The organism is Nostoc sp. 'Peltigera membranacea cyanobiont' 210A (assembly GCF_002246015.1).
In the GTDB taxonomy this organism is placed as follows: Bacteria; Cyanobacteriota; Cyanobacteriia; order Cyanobacteriales; family Nostocaceae; genus Nostoc.
On the sequence record NZ_NOLJ01000002.1, the window covers coordinates 938,059 to 953,124 of the forward strand.

The following is a 15,066-nucleotide window of genomic DNA, read 5'->3' on the forward strand; positions in this document are numbered from 1 at the left end:
CCAATTCGCTGTCGTCTCATCCCCTTTCTGTGAAAACCTCTGTGCTTCTGCTTCTATCGTCTGCAAGAAGCCAATATCTAGTAAATCTTGGTTTGCTACCAAAATTTCTGGAACTTCATCGTTGCTATGGCAATTCAACAGACTTTGAATGAGGCTGAGATAGGCTTGCTGAAGCTGTTCATTCATGGGTAAGGGTGTGAGATGCAACTAGATCATAAGAAAAATTCAACACCAACACCCTAAATTACAGAAAAGTGTAGAATTTCATCACAAATGATGTGTTTCTGCCAATGAAAGAACCTCGTGGATGAGTGTTTTTTACTTGTGAACAGACAATATACTGATTTTGCGATCGCCCACTGCCAGTTTCAGGTAAAAAGAGGATGGATGCGATCACGTTTATGGATTTGGCGATCACATTTATTGATTTGGCGACTGCAATTGTAATTTTAGCGATCGCATTTATTGATTTGGCGATCGCAATTGCTATTTCGGCCACTGCATTTGTTATTTTTGTGTTCGCAATTGTGATTTCAGCGATCGCATTTGTTATTTTTGTGTTCGCAATTGCTGTTTCGGCGATTAAGGATGTGGCGAAACGAGTTTCCGTCTGCGTGAGAATGTCAGGTAACAGTAAAATGCGTTGGCGTAGCCCGCCGCAGGCATCGCTATTCACTTTACAGTATTCAAATCTTGTTGCTCTAACACCACATTGAAAATTAGTGTAAAACTCACGCCAGGGATGAGTCGGCGCAAAACTTGTAGATGAGCTTCTGCATCACTGCGGCGACGAAAACGAGCTACAATCTGGTTCTGCATATTAGGTTTAAGTCGAACTATACACCAAGGACTGAGCTTTTTAAGGTAAGTCATCGAATTCTCCTGGTAAAATCTGTAATTTCCAAGACAAAAGCCAGCCTACTGTGACGGTGGCTGGCAAGAAATATCAAATTGATATTGAAATTAGATTCAATTCCTACTCACTCTTGTCTGGAAAACAAAGCTTCTGCAACACTTCTTCGGGGATATCCTCAAAGTGTTCCAGCAAAAAGTTCATCAGCGCTAGGTGGCGTAAATCGGCTGGCATGGGGCGGCGGTAGTTTTTACCTCTAGCAAACCAGCGTCGAACCGTGGAAAGGGAACGATCGCAAATCTGAGCCATTTGTTCGTAGTTCACCTGCCACTTGGAGTAAAACTGCTTCGGAGTCATGCCCAGTTGACAGTAACTGTAGAGTTGCATCAAATCTTGTTCTCGCTGCTTGAGTGGATGAGGATTCATAAGTCTGTTTCCTCGCTGATTGGTTCTAAATCCTCTTCCCAAGCAATATCGGCAGAAGTCCAAGTAGTACTGGGGCTATCTTTGCTCAACCAAATCAGGTAGCACCAACTCCAGCAGCAGCGATCGCAAGCAAAGCTATAAAATCGACCAATGACAATACCCCAGTCAGTATCGCTTTCGGTTGAGAGCCAACGCAAGCGATCGCCATATAAAAATCTCGGTGTCTTAGCTACATCGGGAAAGTTAGCGGGAAGCTCAATAGATGCATCTGGGCATTTGAGGTTAATCAAGCTTGGGACTATATCTTGGTTACTGTGTCGGATGAGATTGAGATAAGCGGCAATCAACTTACCATTGAGGCTGTAAGTTAATTGAGAAATCAGAATCGCAGCTAGACTTTCTATTTCTTGCTGCTGGAGTTGTATCCAGGCACTATCAAAGTCAGCATCAGAGTAGTTGTTGAGCTTTGCCAGTAATTCTGTGATGCCGAAATCATCTAAAGCTTGTTGATAAGCTCTGTGTTGATCTGTTTTGTAGCTAACAGGCTTTAACATGGAAAATGTCTCCTGTGATATGGGGGCCAAAAGCCAGCATCCGCCCTGAGAAAGTTGATGGCTGGCTTTTGACTTATCAGTAATTATACGCTAAAATAAAGTGTTTCTGTGTTAATCAGTGTGTTTTAATGTATTTAAACTAAAAACACACTAAATTGCTTATGGTAATGAAATGGGAAAAGTAACTGTAACTCTTTATATGGAAGAAGAAGACAAAGAAGCCCTGCAATTTTTGGCTGATGCAGAGGAGCGGTCTTTGTCTCAGATGGCAGTGTTAATTGTGAAACGAGCAATTAAACAAGCTCAGACTGAGGGCAAAATTCCACCAAGTCAGGGGAAATGAGGTGTAAACGCTTAGTGGCTTTGACAAGTCAAAGCCTAGTGTGTCAAAAGTATTTTTGCTTATCGTCTTTGGGACGTTATTTTAAGTTAAAAAATTCCGATCGCGGAATTAAACGTGCTAAGTATATTTGTTTGGGCTAGGGGAAAAAATAGCAGATTCCCTGGTTGTCAAAACAGTTAATATGTAAACTCATAATTTTTTAGGCGAAATAGACAGTCATATCGCCTAAGTCGCTAACAAACTATGCTCAATATCAGTCAACTTGAATCTTCTCTCTGGGAAGCCGCAGATCAACTCCGTGCTAACTCCAAACTCAATGCTAATGAATACAGTATGCCCGTACTGGGGCTAATCTTTCTTCGCCATGCGACAAATCGCTTCAATGCTGTAAAGGCGGAGATTGAAAAGGGTTTATCCTCGCGGGGTGGAAAAAAACGCCCCATTACCATAGATGACTTTAAAGGAAAGTCAGCAATTTTTTTACCAGTTGAGGCTCAATACGATCGCATCTTGAATTTGGCAGAAAACGCAGATATTGGCAAGGCAATCAATGCAGCGATGAAAGCGATTGAAGATGAAACTAAGATGTTGGAGGGGGTGTTACCGAAGGAGTACACCAGTTTTGAGCAAGATTTGCTGTATAACTTAGTGCGAATTTTTGACCGGGAGGAGTTGCGTACAGCCACAGGTGATGTGTTTGGGCGAATTTATGAGTATTTTCTGAATAAGTTCGCTATGAGTGGCGCACAGGAAGGAGGAGAATTTTTTACACCGCCTTCTTTGGTACGCACCATTGTAAATATGATTGAACCTGACCGGGGAAATGTTTTAGATCCTGCTTGCGGTAGTGCGGGTATGTTTGTGCAGACGGGACATTTTGTGGAAAATCGCGGTGAGGATGCAGCTGCAAAGATTACTTTTTACGGACAGGAAAAATCGGATACTAACACCCGTTTAGCGCGAATGAATTTAGCGGTTCACGGGTTAGAAGGGATTATTCGCCAGGGTAATACTTTTTACGATCGCTGGGAAGAGTTGCTGGGTCAATGTGATTTTGTGATGTCTAATCCGCCGTTTAATGTGGATGGGGTGAGTCCAGAGAAGGTAAAGACTGACTCCCGGCTGTTTACTGAAAAAAAGATACCGGGAATTGCTGCCAAAACTAAAGCAGTCAGCAATGCAAATTACCTCTGGATACAGTATTTTTACAGTTATTTAAATGAGCGAGGTAGAGCCGGGTTTGTGATGGCGAGTTCGGCATCGGATGCGGGACATGGGGAAAAGGAGATTCGAGAGGAGTTAATCGCCACTCAAGCGGTGGATATGATTATCTCTATTGGAACGAACTTTTTTTACACAAAATCGCTACCTTGTACATTGTGGTTTTTTGACAAGGGTAAACCAGCAGAACGCCAAGATAAGGTGTTGATGATTGATGCGCGGAACGTCTACCGAGTAGTGACGCGCAAAATCCGCGATTTTAGTGAAGAACAACTCCAGAATATCACTGCGATCGCTTGGTTGTATCGCGGTCAGCAGGAACGTTATTTAGGGTTGGTGGGGGATTATTTAAATAAGACGCACCAAGAAGCGGGTACTATTGCAGGTGTGTTGACACAGTTGGAGTCACCGTTAGTTAAGTTGACGCAGATGTTGCAGACTTTTAGTGATAGTCTTGGGGCTTCGCTTCCTTTATTAAAGGATTTACCGGAAGTAGAGGGATTAGTTGCTGAAGATATCGCCAATCAGAATATAGAGACTTTCCGCGCTACTTTGTCTGAGTTGGAAGCGGGAATTCAAGAATTTACTGCGGCAAGAGTTGGTTTAATTGGTGAGTTACAAGTGCATCTTGCATGGTTTGCAAGTCAAGCTGAATCCCTTTCTACTAATGAAGCGCAAAAAGAATGTGCAGCAAGGTTTGCACAATTTATTCCCCAATTGAAAACTCTGCAAAAGCACATCAACGAAGTGCATAAACTCGCTAGCCGTGCTGTGGAACTGGCGGAGAAAAAATTAGAAGCGCGGAAACAAGATGTTTGGGATGGGAAGGAAGTTAAAAAACAACGTGATGCACTGGATATACTGCGAGATGAAGCTATTTTTGCTATTAAGTCTACGCTGTATGTGAAAGCACAAGTTACCTGGTTACAATCTCGCTTTCCCGAAGCGGTGTTTGTGGATGTATCAGGGTTGTGTAAGGTGGTAACGCGGGATGAAATAACCCAGCAGGATAGTAGTTTAACACCTGGGCGTTATGTGGGTGTGACGGCTTTGGATGGGGAAGATGAGGAAGATTTTGAGGAGAGAATGCGGGAAATTCATTTAGAGTTGGCGAGTTTGAATGAGGAAGCGGTGGAGTTGGCGGCGAGTATTGCGGCGAATTTTGAGGAGTTGACAATAATAGGATGAGTTGGTCAATTGTGGAACTTGGAGATTTAGCAGAATTTAGAAATGGTATTAATTACAATCAAAATAATTTTGGTACTGGGATAAAGGTTATTGGTGTAGTAAACTTTAAAAACTATATCATGCCTCGATATAAAGAATTAGAAGAAGTTAACCCTGAAGGTGTAGTTAAAGATGAAGATATACTCCAAAATAATGATATTTTATTCGTTCGCTCTAATGGGAATAAAGATTTAATTGGTCGAAGTTTGTTTATAGAATCTCCTCCAGAACAAATTACATTTTCAGGTTTCTGCATTCGTACAAGATTTACTTCAAATCAAGCATTTCCTAGATTTTTTGCATATCTTTTCAGGTCTGACCTGATCCGAAAAACTCTATCCGCGTATGGTGGAGGTACGAATATTGCAAATCTCAATCAAAAAATTCTTAGTCGCTTACAAGTTCCCCTTCCCCCAGTTGCAACCCAACAACGCATAGCTGACATTCTCTCAACCTACGATCGCTTCATCGACAACAACAACCGCCGAATAGCACTGCTGGAAGAGTCTATCCACCAGCTTTACAAAGAATGGTTTGTGCGATCGCGCTTCCCTGGTTATGAGTCGATGAAGGTAGTTGATGGCATTCCAGAGGGGTGGAAAGTGTCTTCTATAGGTAATCTTAGTGAGGTAATCACAAGAGGTATAACTCCAAAATACGATTCAGAATCAAAAAATATAGTCCTGAATCAAAAGTGTATTCGTAATTATCAAATCAACTTCGAGTTTGCACGACAACATCACTCTCAAGTATCAGAACATAAAAAAATCAGATTTGGAGATGTCTTAATTAATAGTACAGGCATCGGTACTTTAGGTAGAGTTGCTCAGGTTCTTGCTAATTGTGAAGACCTAACAGTAGATACGCACATTACTATAGTTAGACCAAAAGTTGAGCTGGAGAAGCATTTTTTCGGTGTAGCTCTTGAAAATCTTCAAGATTATTTTGATACTTTAGGAGAAGGAGCCACTGGTCAAACTGAACTCAAAAGACAGCTTCTTAGTGTTGTTCCAATTCTTTTACCAAATGAAAATCTCAGAAAATATTTTGACGAAAAAGCTTCAGTTGCTAGGCTATTAGTACCAAAACTATTGGAGCAAAATCAAAAACTCAAAGAAGCCCGCGACTTACTCTTGCCTCGCCTCATGAATGGAAGCATAGCTGTGTAATTCAGAGATTTTGCTGCTACTATAGTACAAATTAACCAGCAATTAACTTGCGGGTAGCATCACCATAAGAGAGGTGAAATTGTCTAAAGAGTACATAATTTATTGCGACGAATCGATTGACAAAGGACGTTTCTTTTCTCACTTTTATGGTGGTGCGTTACTACGTTCTCAGGACTTGCGCGAAGTCCAGGAAGTTTTAATAGCGAAGAAAAATGATTTAAATTTGCACAACGAGATTAAATGGTCAAAAGTAACATATCAATATTTAGATAAATATATTGGTTTGATGGAAGCATTTTTTGACTTCATCGAAGCCGATATCGTCAAAATCAGAGTCATGTTTACTCAAAATTGTAATATTCCTAACAACTTAAGTACTGAGCAGACAGATAACGAATACTTTTTGCTTTATTATCAATTTCTTAAACACGCTTTTGGATTGCAATACTCTAATCAAACAGATGAAAATATCAGGCTTCGGATGTATTTGGATGACCTTCCAGATACAAGAGAAAAAGCTGAAAGATTCAAAAAGTTTTTACTCGGTTTAAATAAAAATCCCCAGCTTGAAAGCGCGGGTATTTACATTGACGAAAACCAGATAGCTGAAGTGCGATCGCACAACCACCCAATATTACAATACTTAGACGTAGTTTTGGGGGCAATGCAGTTTAGGCTCAACAATAAACACAAAGAAAAGCCAGATGGTGCAAGATTTCGAGCCAAGCGTACAATTGCGAAAGAAAAACTTTATACTCACATCTACCAGCGCATTAGCAAAATATATCCGCGCTTTAATATCGGAGTTAGTACTTCTGTGCATGGAGATGTTACCAACAAATGGAATCATCCATACCGACACTGGCTATTTAAGCCCGAAGATTTTGTTATAGACCCCAGTAAAACAAAATCTAACTCAAAAACTTAAAAGCCCCGCTCTTGCTATGCCCGTGACAGATCCCGAAGGATTGCTTTTGGGCGTATCCCAAGTGGAACTTGAGACTTCGCAAGTAGCAGGGTAAATATATAATAACAAAATTTTAGCAAATTCACAATAATAACATATTTGACATTCTGGCGACTGGATATCCACAAGACAAACCAAAAATTAGATAATTATTTACGTGCATTGTAAGTGATAGTTGCTACTTTACCATCAGCAAGGCTATTTTTAGAATAGCTACCTGTATTACCTATCACACCCATGAGTACCGAGTATTCCGAAGACCGCCTGGTGCAACAAACTACCGCTAACTTTTTTGAAGAAACCCTGAAATGGCACTCAGTTTACGCATACAAAAAAGAAACATTCGGCACTAACGGTACACTAGGACGCAAAGATAAACGAGAAGTTGTACTCACACGCTATCTTCGCCAAGCATTAGAGAAATTTAATCCTGGTCATCCACAGCAAGTATACGACGATGCGATCGCTCAATTCACCACATCCAATATTTCAGAGCAATTAATCACCATCAACCAGAAAAAATACCAACTTATCCGTGAAGGTATCCTAGAGAAACCCTACAAAAACCCACACGGTGAAACTATCAATCCCCGCTTGAAAGTGATTGATTTTCAAAAACCAGAAAATAACCATTTCCTGGTTGTGCGGGAGTTGTCTATTAAAGGTTCTCTCTATTCCAAACGACCTGATATTATCGGCTTTGTTAATGGTATTCCTTTACTATTTATTGAACTTAAAGCCACGCACCGCAAGGTCAGAGTGGCTTACGAAGACAACTACACCGACTACAAAGATACTATCCCCGAAATTTTCCATCACAACGCCATAGTCATGTTGAGTAATGGAATAGTGGGGAAAGTAGGTAGCATCACCAGTCGCTACGGCCATTTCCAAGAATGGAAACGTCTAGAAGAAGAGGAACTTGGCAAAGTTGACTACCAAACAATGTTAATGGGGATGTGCCGCAAAGACAATTTCCTCGACATCATCGAAAACTTCATCCTCTTTGATGACAGTAGCGGTAAAACAATCAAAATTCTGACTCGTAATCACCAATTTATTGGTGTTAACCGCGCATTTACCGCCATTCAACAACGGCAAGTCCGAGAGGGGAAACTTGGCGTTTTCTGGCATACTCAAGGTAGCGGTAAATCTTACTCAATGGCATTTCTCACGCGCAAAGCGCACCGCCAATTACCAGGTAATTTTACCTTTGTCATCGTCACAGACCGCCAAGAATTAGATAATCAAATCGTGCAAACCTTTGCTGGTGTTGGTGCTATCAAAGAAAATAACACCCAAGCCGCCAGTGGTGAACAATTAGCTGAATTACTCAAAGACAACCATCGCTACGTTTTCACACTTATTCACAAATTCAACAAACCCGGTGAGATTTACTCCCACCGTTCCGATATTATCGTCATCTCCGACGAAGCGCACCGCACCCAATACGGTAAACTCGCGGAAAATATGCGCCAAGCTTTACCCAATGCGTCTTTCATCGGCTTTACTGGTACACCTTTAATGGAGTCGGAAGAAGACCAACTCACCCGTCGAGTTTTCGGCGGCTACGTTTCCACCTACGACTTCCAACGGGCTGTAGAAGATGGTGCAACTGTTCCCCTCTACTACGACAACCGAGGCGAAGAATTATACTATGACGACAAAGGCACTCAACGCCAGGTTGCAGCTGACGAAGAACTAAATCAACGCCTCGCCACCGCCATCGAACAATTTGACCTCGACGCTGAACAAGAAGAAGCCGTCCGTCGCCGCTTGGGGGGAGAATATCTCATCCTCACCGCCGAAAAACGTTTAGACCGAATCGCCCAAGACTTAGTAGCTCACTATACCCAACGTTGGCAAACCGGAAAAGCGATGCTTGTTTGTCTAGATAAGATTACGGCTGTGCGAATGCACGGACTTATCGATAAATACTGGAAACAAGCAATACAAGCACAGAAACAATTAGTCAAACAAGCTGGTGATGAACAAGAGGAAGTAGAACATCAGCAATATTTGCAATGGTTGCAGTCAACAGAATATTTAGTTGTGATTAGCGAAGCCCAAAATGAAGTTAAAACTTTCAAAGATTGGGATTTAGATATAGTTCCCCATCGCCAAATTATCAAAAGTCGCAATCTAGAAGAAGAATTTAAGAACGAAAAACACCCTTTCCGCTTTGCGATTGTCTGCGCCATGTGGTTAACAGGCTTTGATGTCCCCAGCCTTGCCACATTATATATAGATAAACCCTTACAAGGACATACTCTCATGCAAGCGATCGCTCGTGCAAACCGCATCTACGAAGGGAAAAATAACGGGTTGTTAATTGATTACAACGGTATTTTAACAAGTCTCCGTGCCGCCCTTGCAAGATACTCCCGTGCAGAAGTAGGAAGCACAGACGAGAGTATAACACCTTACAACGACCTGAACCAATTACAAGAAGATTATGCGATCGCACTGCAAAATTGTATTGACCACATCGCCAATCTGGGCTTTGACCTCCAAGAACTTCTAGAAACAGCAGGATTTGATAAAATTGCTGCTTTAGCAAGTGCAGTTAACGCAGTTTGCACTAACGATGAATCTCGCGCCCGCTTTGAAGTATTAGCCAGGGAAATCTTCAAAAAGAAACAGGCGCTAATTACTGAACCGAAATTAACAGCACCCTACCAAGGTAAATATAACGCCATTGAGCAAATTTACAAACACTTACACGAACAACACAAAATATCTCTAGATATCAACGCTGTTCTCCGTTCCTTACAAGGTGTTGTTAGCGAGTTCATAAATGTTGATACTTCCCGTCTTCCAGGTGCAGAGTCAGGCAAAACTTACGATATTAGCAAAATTGACTTTGAGTTATTAAAAGCAGAATTTGCCAATTCCCCAACTAAAAATACCTCAGTTCAAACCCTCAAAGAAGCTGTCGAACGCCAACTCCAGCGAATGGTACAACGAAACCCATCTCGCATTGACTACTACACGCGCTATCAACAAGTTATCCAAAACTATAACCGCGAAACCGATCGAGTAGCGATCGAACAAACATTTGAGGAACTGCTAAAACTTGTCAAAGACTTATCCGAAGAAGACACCCGTGCTGTCCGCGAAGGTTTAAGCGAAGAACACCTTGCCGTTTTTGACTTGCTTTGCTCATCTAAAGATAATTTGGATACCAGAATTAGAAACCGCATCAAACAAGTTGCTCAGTCGCTAATTGAAGCCGTGAAATCACAATTACACCAACTAGAAAACTGGCGGGATAAGGAATCTACAAGAGCCACAATTAAGAGTTTTATTTATGATTACTTGTACAGCGAAGACACAGGTTTACCTGTAGATGCCTACGATGATAGCGATGTAGACAACCTGAGTAATATAGTATTTATCCATATTTATCAGCAGTATAAAAGTGCTAATAAACATCCTTATGCAGCGTAATAGTACTTAATATTACTCCCTAAAGCGTTTGAGGTTTTGGTGTAAGACTTCGTGAATGCGTTGGCGTAGCCCGCCGCAGGCATCGCACCAAAAAGGAAGTCTGCCCCTGACAAAGAGCTTCTAGCGCTACTTGCTTGTCAAACTCTGCCAATTGCAAAGGTTGTTCAGGCGATCGCCTGGCTAATAACATTAGCCGCTTCATGTTGCAAGATTGAGCAACGCCTAACGGCATAAAGCCACGACTCACGTTTTGAAACTGCCTATTGCTCCTAGAGCAGAATTTTGAGCAACGCCTAACGGCATAAAGCCACGACTCACTGTCCACAAAATGATATCCCGGTCTGTTTTAGGGAATTGAGCAACGCCTAACGGCATAAAGCCACGACTCACCACATTTCCTGAGTTGCTGCCTGAAGCAAAAAAGTACCCTTGAGCAACGCCTAACGGCATAAAGCCACGACTCACTGCTTTATCCCTTGGCTATCGTGCCGAGTAAAAGATTGAGCAACGCCTAACGGCATAATGCCACGACTCACTCGTTGAAAAAGATGAATCGCTTGCTAGCGATCGCTTGAGCAACGCCTAACGGCATAAAGCCACGACTCACCGCAACCAAAGAAACAGCCCGACTCAGAGAAGAGTTGAGCAACGCCTAACGGCATAAAGCCACGACTCACAGCAAAGGCTAAAACCCTTGAGTGATGAAGGCTCACTCACAATTTTACAAGTACCCCTCAGCCAGAGATCCCAAAAAGACAAAACTTATCAATTTATTGTATTTCTTCAACCTCTACAACTCAATCCCCCTAACTCTTTCAAGGATTTGCAAGCACCTTTTTCTTTATCTAAATTGCTATATCCCTTAACCCTGTAATCCTTTCCGTCATTTTTTACCTCGATTCTCCTCGCCAGCAGGGGTACTTGTCAAATCGGAGATTGAACCATTGTCCAGGCTAAATCAGGAGGTGATAATCTATCCATTTCCTCAATCCGATACCTCAAAAATCGGGTATTTCTTGACCCCACATGGTCAACCCAATAGGGTAAAGTTAACCTGCCTCGATTATCTCTAATCGCCCACTGTCTCACTCCCTCTAGATAATCTTCCCTTGCAAGTTTGATCGTTTTAATCAACTGGTCACTTTCTCCCAAAAATAAACAACCAAACCGTCTTACTAGCTCAGGATGGTCAAACGCTAACTGTATCCTCTCCCTTAAACTTGGTTGTATCTTTTCCTCGTCAGAACGAACCCAAATCAAACACTTCAGATTAGACAAAATTTCTTGATAACAGGGAATAACATTCTCTGGATGGCTAAAATCAGCATTCTTAAACCGTCTCATTTGACGCAAAATTCGCGACTTTTTGGGGCTAGATAACATTGCAATGGCCAATTCTACCCCACAGTGGCGATAGACATTCGTTTCTCCTACCAAAGACAACAACATCCCATACACTGTCGCTGGAGGAGGAACAGGATAGGTTTTTCCCATTTCCCTTGCATGGGACTCCCGAAAAGTCGTAAATGGAACATCCAAATAGAGAATTAATGGTGCAATCATTTTGATTCTTCCAAGCCCAAATCTCTTTTAATGACTGTTTTCAAAGCTTCAATCATTTCATTTCGATTACGATAAATATGCGCCTTGTTCAAAGGGGAACTTTCAAAATTATCCAATTGCTGTAAATCCTTAACAATTGTTCCCCCAATCCACAATTTACTAGGGTCAATCTGTCCGCATTCCACTTCATCTATAAACTCTTGTGAAAGTTTTGCTTCCTTACTCTTAGGATCGCAATATTCAAAGCAATAGGAAATATATGAAGCAAAATGATTTGTCCATTGAAATACCAAACTATCGGGACAGAAAGGATAATTAAAAATATTACTACTCCCTCCTACCTTGGGCAGATTCATAATCCCATCTATCATAGGTAAAATCCGCGAAAAATCTTTGAGATGAGTGGCATCAATTCCAAAATAATATTGATATCGAGTTGCATGATATTCTGTAAAATGGAGAGATGTACTATCCTTCTCTCTGCCACTTTTTGCCCCTAACTTAACTGCACCATCATAAGGCGTTAGCGAAACAGCCATATTCATCCCTAAAGCACCCATTCGCTGATTAGGAGTGCTGGTCTTTGTTTGTTTCTTTTTTCTCTTTGTTGTTGAAGTGTCCTCCTCTGTTTCAGCAGACTCTAATAAAGCAAACCCAAAAATATCATCATCATAAAATTTTTCTGGATCGAAATCTTCACTTGTTAACCGATTAATATGTTCTTCCTCATCCCAGACTCGATTAACTAAATAACCTTGCTTTTGAAGATAAAAACGTAACGCCCAACGAATTGCACTTGAACCTACAAAAGAATGAATTTTACCATTATTCCAATAGCCTTTTTGCAGAATAGTCTTATTTCCTCGTCTAATGTCATGATTTAAGGAAGCTAAACCATAACGAGTGAGGACTGTTCCGTAAAGATAATAATTTGGGATATTACTGTCATTCTTCTTCTGAGTCATCATTCACTTCTTCTAGTTTTTGATTGTTTGACAATGAACTATCATCCCTATTAGTGAGTTTATCTTTGGGTTTATAACTGGCGATCGCTAACAATGACCAAATTCTTATTTCTTGCCAAGGTGATTTTTTAATTAGTAGTGCAATCTCTTCCTGATGCTCATTAAAATACTTATTTAATCCCCCTCTTACTAAAAAGTCAGACAAATATTCCTTAAACGACAATTCATCATAACAATAGTTTAGCTCTGCCCTTAATCGTTCAACTTTCTTCTTAATTGGAGGATCTTTACCTTCCTCTGTTTTGGCATAAATTTTAGCAAAGTTGCCCTTCATAGCTTGCTGAAATACCTTAATAAAAATAAGATACTGCTTGTCTTCTTCACTATTCTCTGCCATTATGATGAATCCTTCTCGATTGGAAAATAACTGGTTAAATAAATATTCTTTTGAATCCTCTATCACCAATTTTTCCCAAAAATTAGACCACCAATGGATTCCTTTCACTAAATTATCAGCAATCAGGGAGCGAATCGGATTGACCTTAATAAAAATTTGCTTATATTTAATTATCTGATAATTAGTTTTAAAGTATTTTTGCACCTGTTGATAAGTGATTAAAATATTCTTATCAATTTTAATTTCTTCTATACTCATCAATGTCCGTTGACGAGAAGCTTTATTTGTTTTTTCATATAACCAAACTTGACAAGCTTGATAGTAGGCCACTTCAGGCTGAATATCGTCTAAGCTGTAATAAAGTAATCCTGCTTCCCCAAGGCTACTAACATGAAACTGTTTAGTTTCTAATTGCTGTAATCGCCATCTCCTTTGAGAAGCGTCTTCAAAATCCTTTATTTCTGGAATCACCACCAAGTAGCGATGGGGTTTCCTTTCTTTTAAGTCTTCTGATGGTATATGAAGTAAGCAATAATGACAAACTACTGGTACAAATAATAATGCTAAAGCGTATTCAGGTTTCTCTTCTAGTTTTGTAGTATTCTGCGTCCGAGCATGGCGAACAATTCCCCCTAAATACAACCAACTGGTTATTTGAATGTAATCATGTCTGAGTTGTTGGGTATCTGCCTCGCATAACTTCTCTGCAAAGGTTTGATGTGCGTACCAAGTTAGGGATTTATATTGATACTCGACTTGTTTTTCTTCAAACCTTAGTTCAGTGTTAATTATCTCTCCTGCTTGATAAAACTTATTAAGACGTAGAAAAACACCGCATATTCCCTCATGAATATGGATTTTCTGCCTTAAATCTATTCGATCATTGTCTAATCCTACTAAATGAATTAAACCTGTATCATCTAATTGAAAAGACTCATTAATTAACCAAGATAAGGCGATGAAATCACTTCCTTCCCAGAATAATTCAATAGTATCAGCAGTCAAAAACCATGATATATGTCCTCCCCGTTGACGAGATAAGGGATATTGCTTTTCCAATCGCTTTAAAGTCATGTAAAGTCCGGTCATTCCGACGCGGTGCATTATTGTCGTATCCGCAGCATGGAGAGATAGGGAAATTTTGGGTTGGGTAGAGACTATCATCAGGTTTCCTCTTCTTCCTTGCTGCGAGTCGCTGGGACAAATATTCCACACATCATCTTTCGTTTCCCGCCAATTCCCTGTTCTTGCAAGGTTAAGGAATCTTCAGGATTGAGTTCACTGATTTTTACGCCAAATCCTCTAACTTTAAACTGTTTCCCTTCTTTATTGATGGTTAATTGTCTTCGTTGAGGTGTTCCATCTTGTCGGGTAAGAAGTTCAATTTTTCCTTGTATTCCTAAATTATCCATTTGCCGTTGCACAGCTTCAATAAAGTTAGTAGAGTCTTGGAACCCTTTAATTATCACTAATCTGGAATAGACACTTTCTGAAGAAATTAACGGTTTGTAGTCGGGGATATCTAGTTGATAAAAATTTTGACCTATATGAAAAGCTTGACCCGCTAAATAAGGATAAATTAAAGGAATTTGCTGATGATAAATCCGAATTTTTAGACGAGATTGAGCAGTTAGCTCAAGCAAATTGTTCCTGGTCGGTATTCCAGCAATCGGATGAATCCCAATAGACTTTAGTTCATGTAGTGGGGGACAAATACGGGATAAGGCAGCGTAGGTAAGATAACCGTTGTCAAGAGGAATCGGTGCGCCTCTTAGCTTAAATGTTAAGTCTACATATTCCTCACTTTGAATTAATATAGCTGTCATAGATGGAAATTTTGAGAAAAATTTAAAGATGTCAGAGCTTGTTTAATACATCAACATCTTCTTGTGCAAAATTGTCCTCATTGTCATCGCCAACTACTTTGGTTA

The 15,066-nt window shown here is 40.5% G+C and carries 14 protein-coding genes and 1 CRISPR repeat array; of the genes, 5 read left to right on the forward strand and 9 right to left on the reverse strand.

The genetic code is table 11. The features are described from left to right. Positions 1 to 244: 244 nt before the first annotated feature. The 4 genes from CDG76_RS09020 to CDG76_RS09035 form a co-directional block, all read right to left on the reverse strand. Positions 245 to 676 carry a hypothetical protein gene (locus CDG76_RS09020; RefSeq protein WP_094348678.1) on the reverse strand — a complete coding sequence of 144 codons (432 nt, stop codon included), beginning with the start codon at positions 674 to 676 and terminating at the stop codon, positions 245 to 247. Continuing rightward, complete coding sequence (locus CDG76_RS09025) at positions 673 to 873, reverse strand: hypothetical protein (protein ID WP_094348679.1); 201 nt, start codon at positions 871 to 873, stop codon at positions 673 to 675. The genes CDG76_RS09020 and CDG76_RS09025 overlap by 4 nt, the downstream gene beginning before the upstream one ends. A gap of 103 nt (positions 874 to 976) precedes the next feature. Next, on the reverse strand, positions 977 to 1,279 hold the full coding sequence (locus tag CDG76_RS09030) for a hypothetical protein (protein WP_094348680.1): 303 nt from the start codon (positions 1,277 to 1,279) through the stop codon (positions 977 to 979). After that, complete coding sequence (locus CDG76_RS09035; protein WP_094348681.1) at positions 1,276 to 1,833, reverse strand: hypothetical protein; 558 nt, start codon at positions 1,831 to 1,833, stop codon at positions 1,276 to 1,278. Before CDG76_RS09035 ends, CDG76_RS09030 begins: the two co-directional genes overlap by 4 nt. 172 nt (positions 1,834 to 2,005) lie before the next feature. Here CDG76_RS09035 and CDG76_RS09040 point away from each other — a divergent pair, with 172 nt between their 5' ends. The 5 genes from CDG76_RS09040 (at position 2,006) to CDG76_RS09060 (ending at position 10,210) form a co-directional block, all read left to right on the forward strand. Next, positions 2,006 to 2,176 carry a ribbon-helix-helix domain-containing protein gene (locus CDG76_RS09040; RefSeq protein ID WP_094348682.1) on the forward strand — a complete coding sequence of 57 codons (171 nt, stop codon included), beginning with the start codon at positions 2,006 to 2,008 and terminating at the stop codon, positions 2,174 to 2,176. A gap of 243 nt (positions 2,177 to 2,419) precedes the next feature. Then, the gene (locus CDG76_RS09045; protein WP_094348683.1) at positions 2,420 to 4,585 is read left to right on the forward strand and encodes a type I restriction-modification system subunit M; all 2,166 of its coding nucleotides are present in this window, start codon (positions 2,420 to 2,422) and stop codon (positions 4,583 to 4,585) included. Beyond that, positions 4,582 to 5,793 (forward strand): restriction endonuclease subunit S, encoded by a 1,212-nt coding sequence (locus CDG76_RS09050; RefSeq protein WP_094348684.1) that lies wholly within the window; start codon positions 4,582 to 4,584, stop codon positions 5,791 to 5,793. Before CDG76_RS09045 ends, CDG76_RS09050 begins: the two co-directional genes overlap by 4 nt. A 79-nt stretch (positions 5,794 to 5,872) precedes the next feature. After that, entirely contained in the window at positions 5,873 to 6,721 is an 849-nt protein-coding gene (locus CDG76_RS09055) for a DUF3800 domain-containing protein (protein WP_094348769.1), read from the forward strand. 276 nt (positions 6,722 to 6,997) lie between these two features. Continuing rightward, positions 6,998 to 10,210, forward strand: a complete 3,213-nt coding sequence (locus CDG76_RS09060; RefSeq protein WP_094348685.1) for a type I restriction endonuclease subunit R — start codon at positions 6,998 to 7,000, stop codon at positions 10,208 to 10,210. Between the two features lie 19 nt (positions 10,211 to 10,229). Here CDG76_RS09060 and CDG76_RS09065 read toward each other — a convergent pair whose 3' ends face one another. The 5 genes from CDG76_RS09065 to cas6 all read right to left on the reverse strand — a co-directional run bounded on the left by CDG76_RS09065 (position 10,230) and on the right by cas6 (position 14,961). Then, complete coding sequence (locus tag CDG76_RS09065; protein WP_190240798.1) at positions 10,230 to 10,400, reverse strand: hypothetical protein; 171 nt, start codon at positions 10,398 to 10,400, stop codon at positions 10,230 to 10,232. Between the two features lie 21 nt (positions 10,401 to 10,421). Next, positions 10,422 to 10,887: a CRISPR direct-repeat array (repeat unit 36 nt; unit sequence TTGAGCAACGCCTAACGGCATAAAGCCACGACTCAC). Positions 10,888 to 11,134: 247 nt separating this feature from the next. Continuing rightward, on the reverse strand, positions 11,135 to 11,773 hold the full coding sequence (gene cas5, locus CDG76_RS09070; RefSeq protein WP_094348686.1) for a type I-MYXAN CRISPR-associated protein Cas5/Cmx5/DevS: 639 nt from the start codon (positions 11,771 to 11,773) through the stop codon (positions 11,135 to 11,137). Beyond that, on the reverse strand, positions 11,770 to 12,741 hold the full coding sequence (locus CDG76_RS09075) for a CRISPR-associated protein (RefSeq protein WP_094348687.1): 972 nt from the start codon (positions 12,739 to 12,741) through the stop codon (positions 11,770 to 11,772). Before CDG76_RS09075 ends, cas5 begins: the two co-directional genes overlap by 4 nt. Next, positions 12,719 to 14,299 carry a type I-MYXAN CRISPR-associated Cas8a1/Cmx1 gene (gene cas8a1, locus CDG76_RS09080; RefSeq protein ID WP_223265180.1) on the reverse strand — a complete coding sequence of 527 codons (1,581 nt, stop codon included), beginning with the start codon at positions 14,297 to 14,299 and terminating at the stop codon, positions 12,719 to 12,721. The genes CDG76_RS09075 and cas8a1 overlap by 23 nt, the downstream gene beginning before the upstream one ends. Beyond that, positions 14,299 to 14,961 carry a type I-MYXAN CRISPR-associated protein Cas6/Cmx6 gene (gene cas6 / locus CDG76_RS09085; RefSeq protein ID WP_094348688.1) on the reverse strand — a complete coding sequence of 221 codons (663 nt, stop codon included), beginning with the start codon at positions 14,959 to 14,961 and terminating at the stop codon, positions 14,299 to 14,301. Before cas6 ends, cas8a1 begins: the two co-directional genes overlap by 1 nt. Positions 14,962 to 15,066: the final 105 nt, after the last annotated feature.

Bases quoted from the DNA above. Each gene is read 5' to 3' on its own strand.
- CDG76_RS09025 (WP_094348679.1), bottom strand. From the start codon at position 873: ATGACTTACCTTAAAAAGCTCAGTCCTTGGTGTATAGTTCGACTTAAA.
- CDG76_RS09030 (WP_094348680.1), bottom strand. From the start codon at position 1,279: ATGAATCCTCATCCACTCAAGCAGCGAGAACAAGATTTGATGCAACTC.
- CDG76_RS09035 (WP_094348681.1), bottom strand. From the start codon at position 1,833: ATGTTAAAGCCTGTTAGCTACAAAACAGATCAACACAGAGCTTATCAA.
- CDG76_RS09040 (WP_094348682.1), top strand. From the start codon at position 2,006: ATGGGAAAAGTAACTGTAACTCTTTATATGGAAGAAGAAGACAAAGAA.
- CDG76_RS09045 (WP_094348683.1), top strand. From the start codon at position 2,420: ATGCTCAATATCAGTCAACTTGAATCTTCTCTCTGGGAAGCCGCAGAT.
- CDG76_RS09050 (WP_094348684.1), top strand. From the start codon at position 4,582: ATGAGTTGGTCAATTGTGGAACTTGGAGATTTAGCAGAATTTAGAAAT.
- CDG76_RS09060 (WP_094348685.1), top strand. From the start codon at position 6,998: ATGAGTACCGAGTATTCCGAAGACCGCCTGGTGCAACAAACTACCGCT.
- CDG76_RS09065 (WP_190240798.1), bottom strand. From the start codon at position 10,400: ATGTTATTAGCCAGGCGATCGCCTGAACAACCTTTGCAATTGGCAGAG.
- cas5 (WP_094348686.1), bottom strand. From the start codon at position 11,773: ATGATTGCACCATTAATTCTCTATTTGGATGTTCCATTTACGACTTTT.
- CDG76_RS09075 (WP_094348687.1), bottom strand. From the start codon at position 12,741: ATGATGACTCAGAAGAAGAATGACAGTAATATCCCAAATTATTATCTT.
- cas8a1 (WP_223265180.1), bottom strand. From the start codon at position 14,299: ATGATAGTCTCTACCCAACCCAAAATTTCCCTATCTCTCCATGCTGCG.
- cas6 (WP_094348688.1), bottom strand. From the start codon at position 14,961: ATGACAGCTATATTAATTCAAAGTGAGGAATATGTAGACTTAACATTT.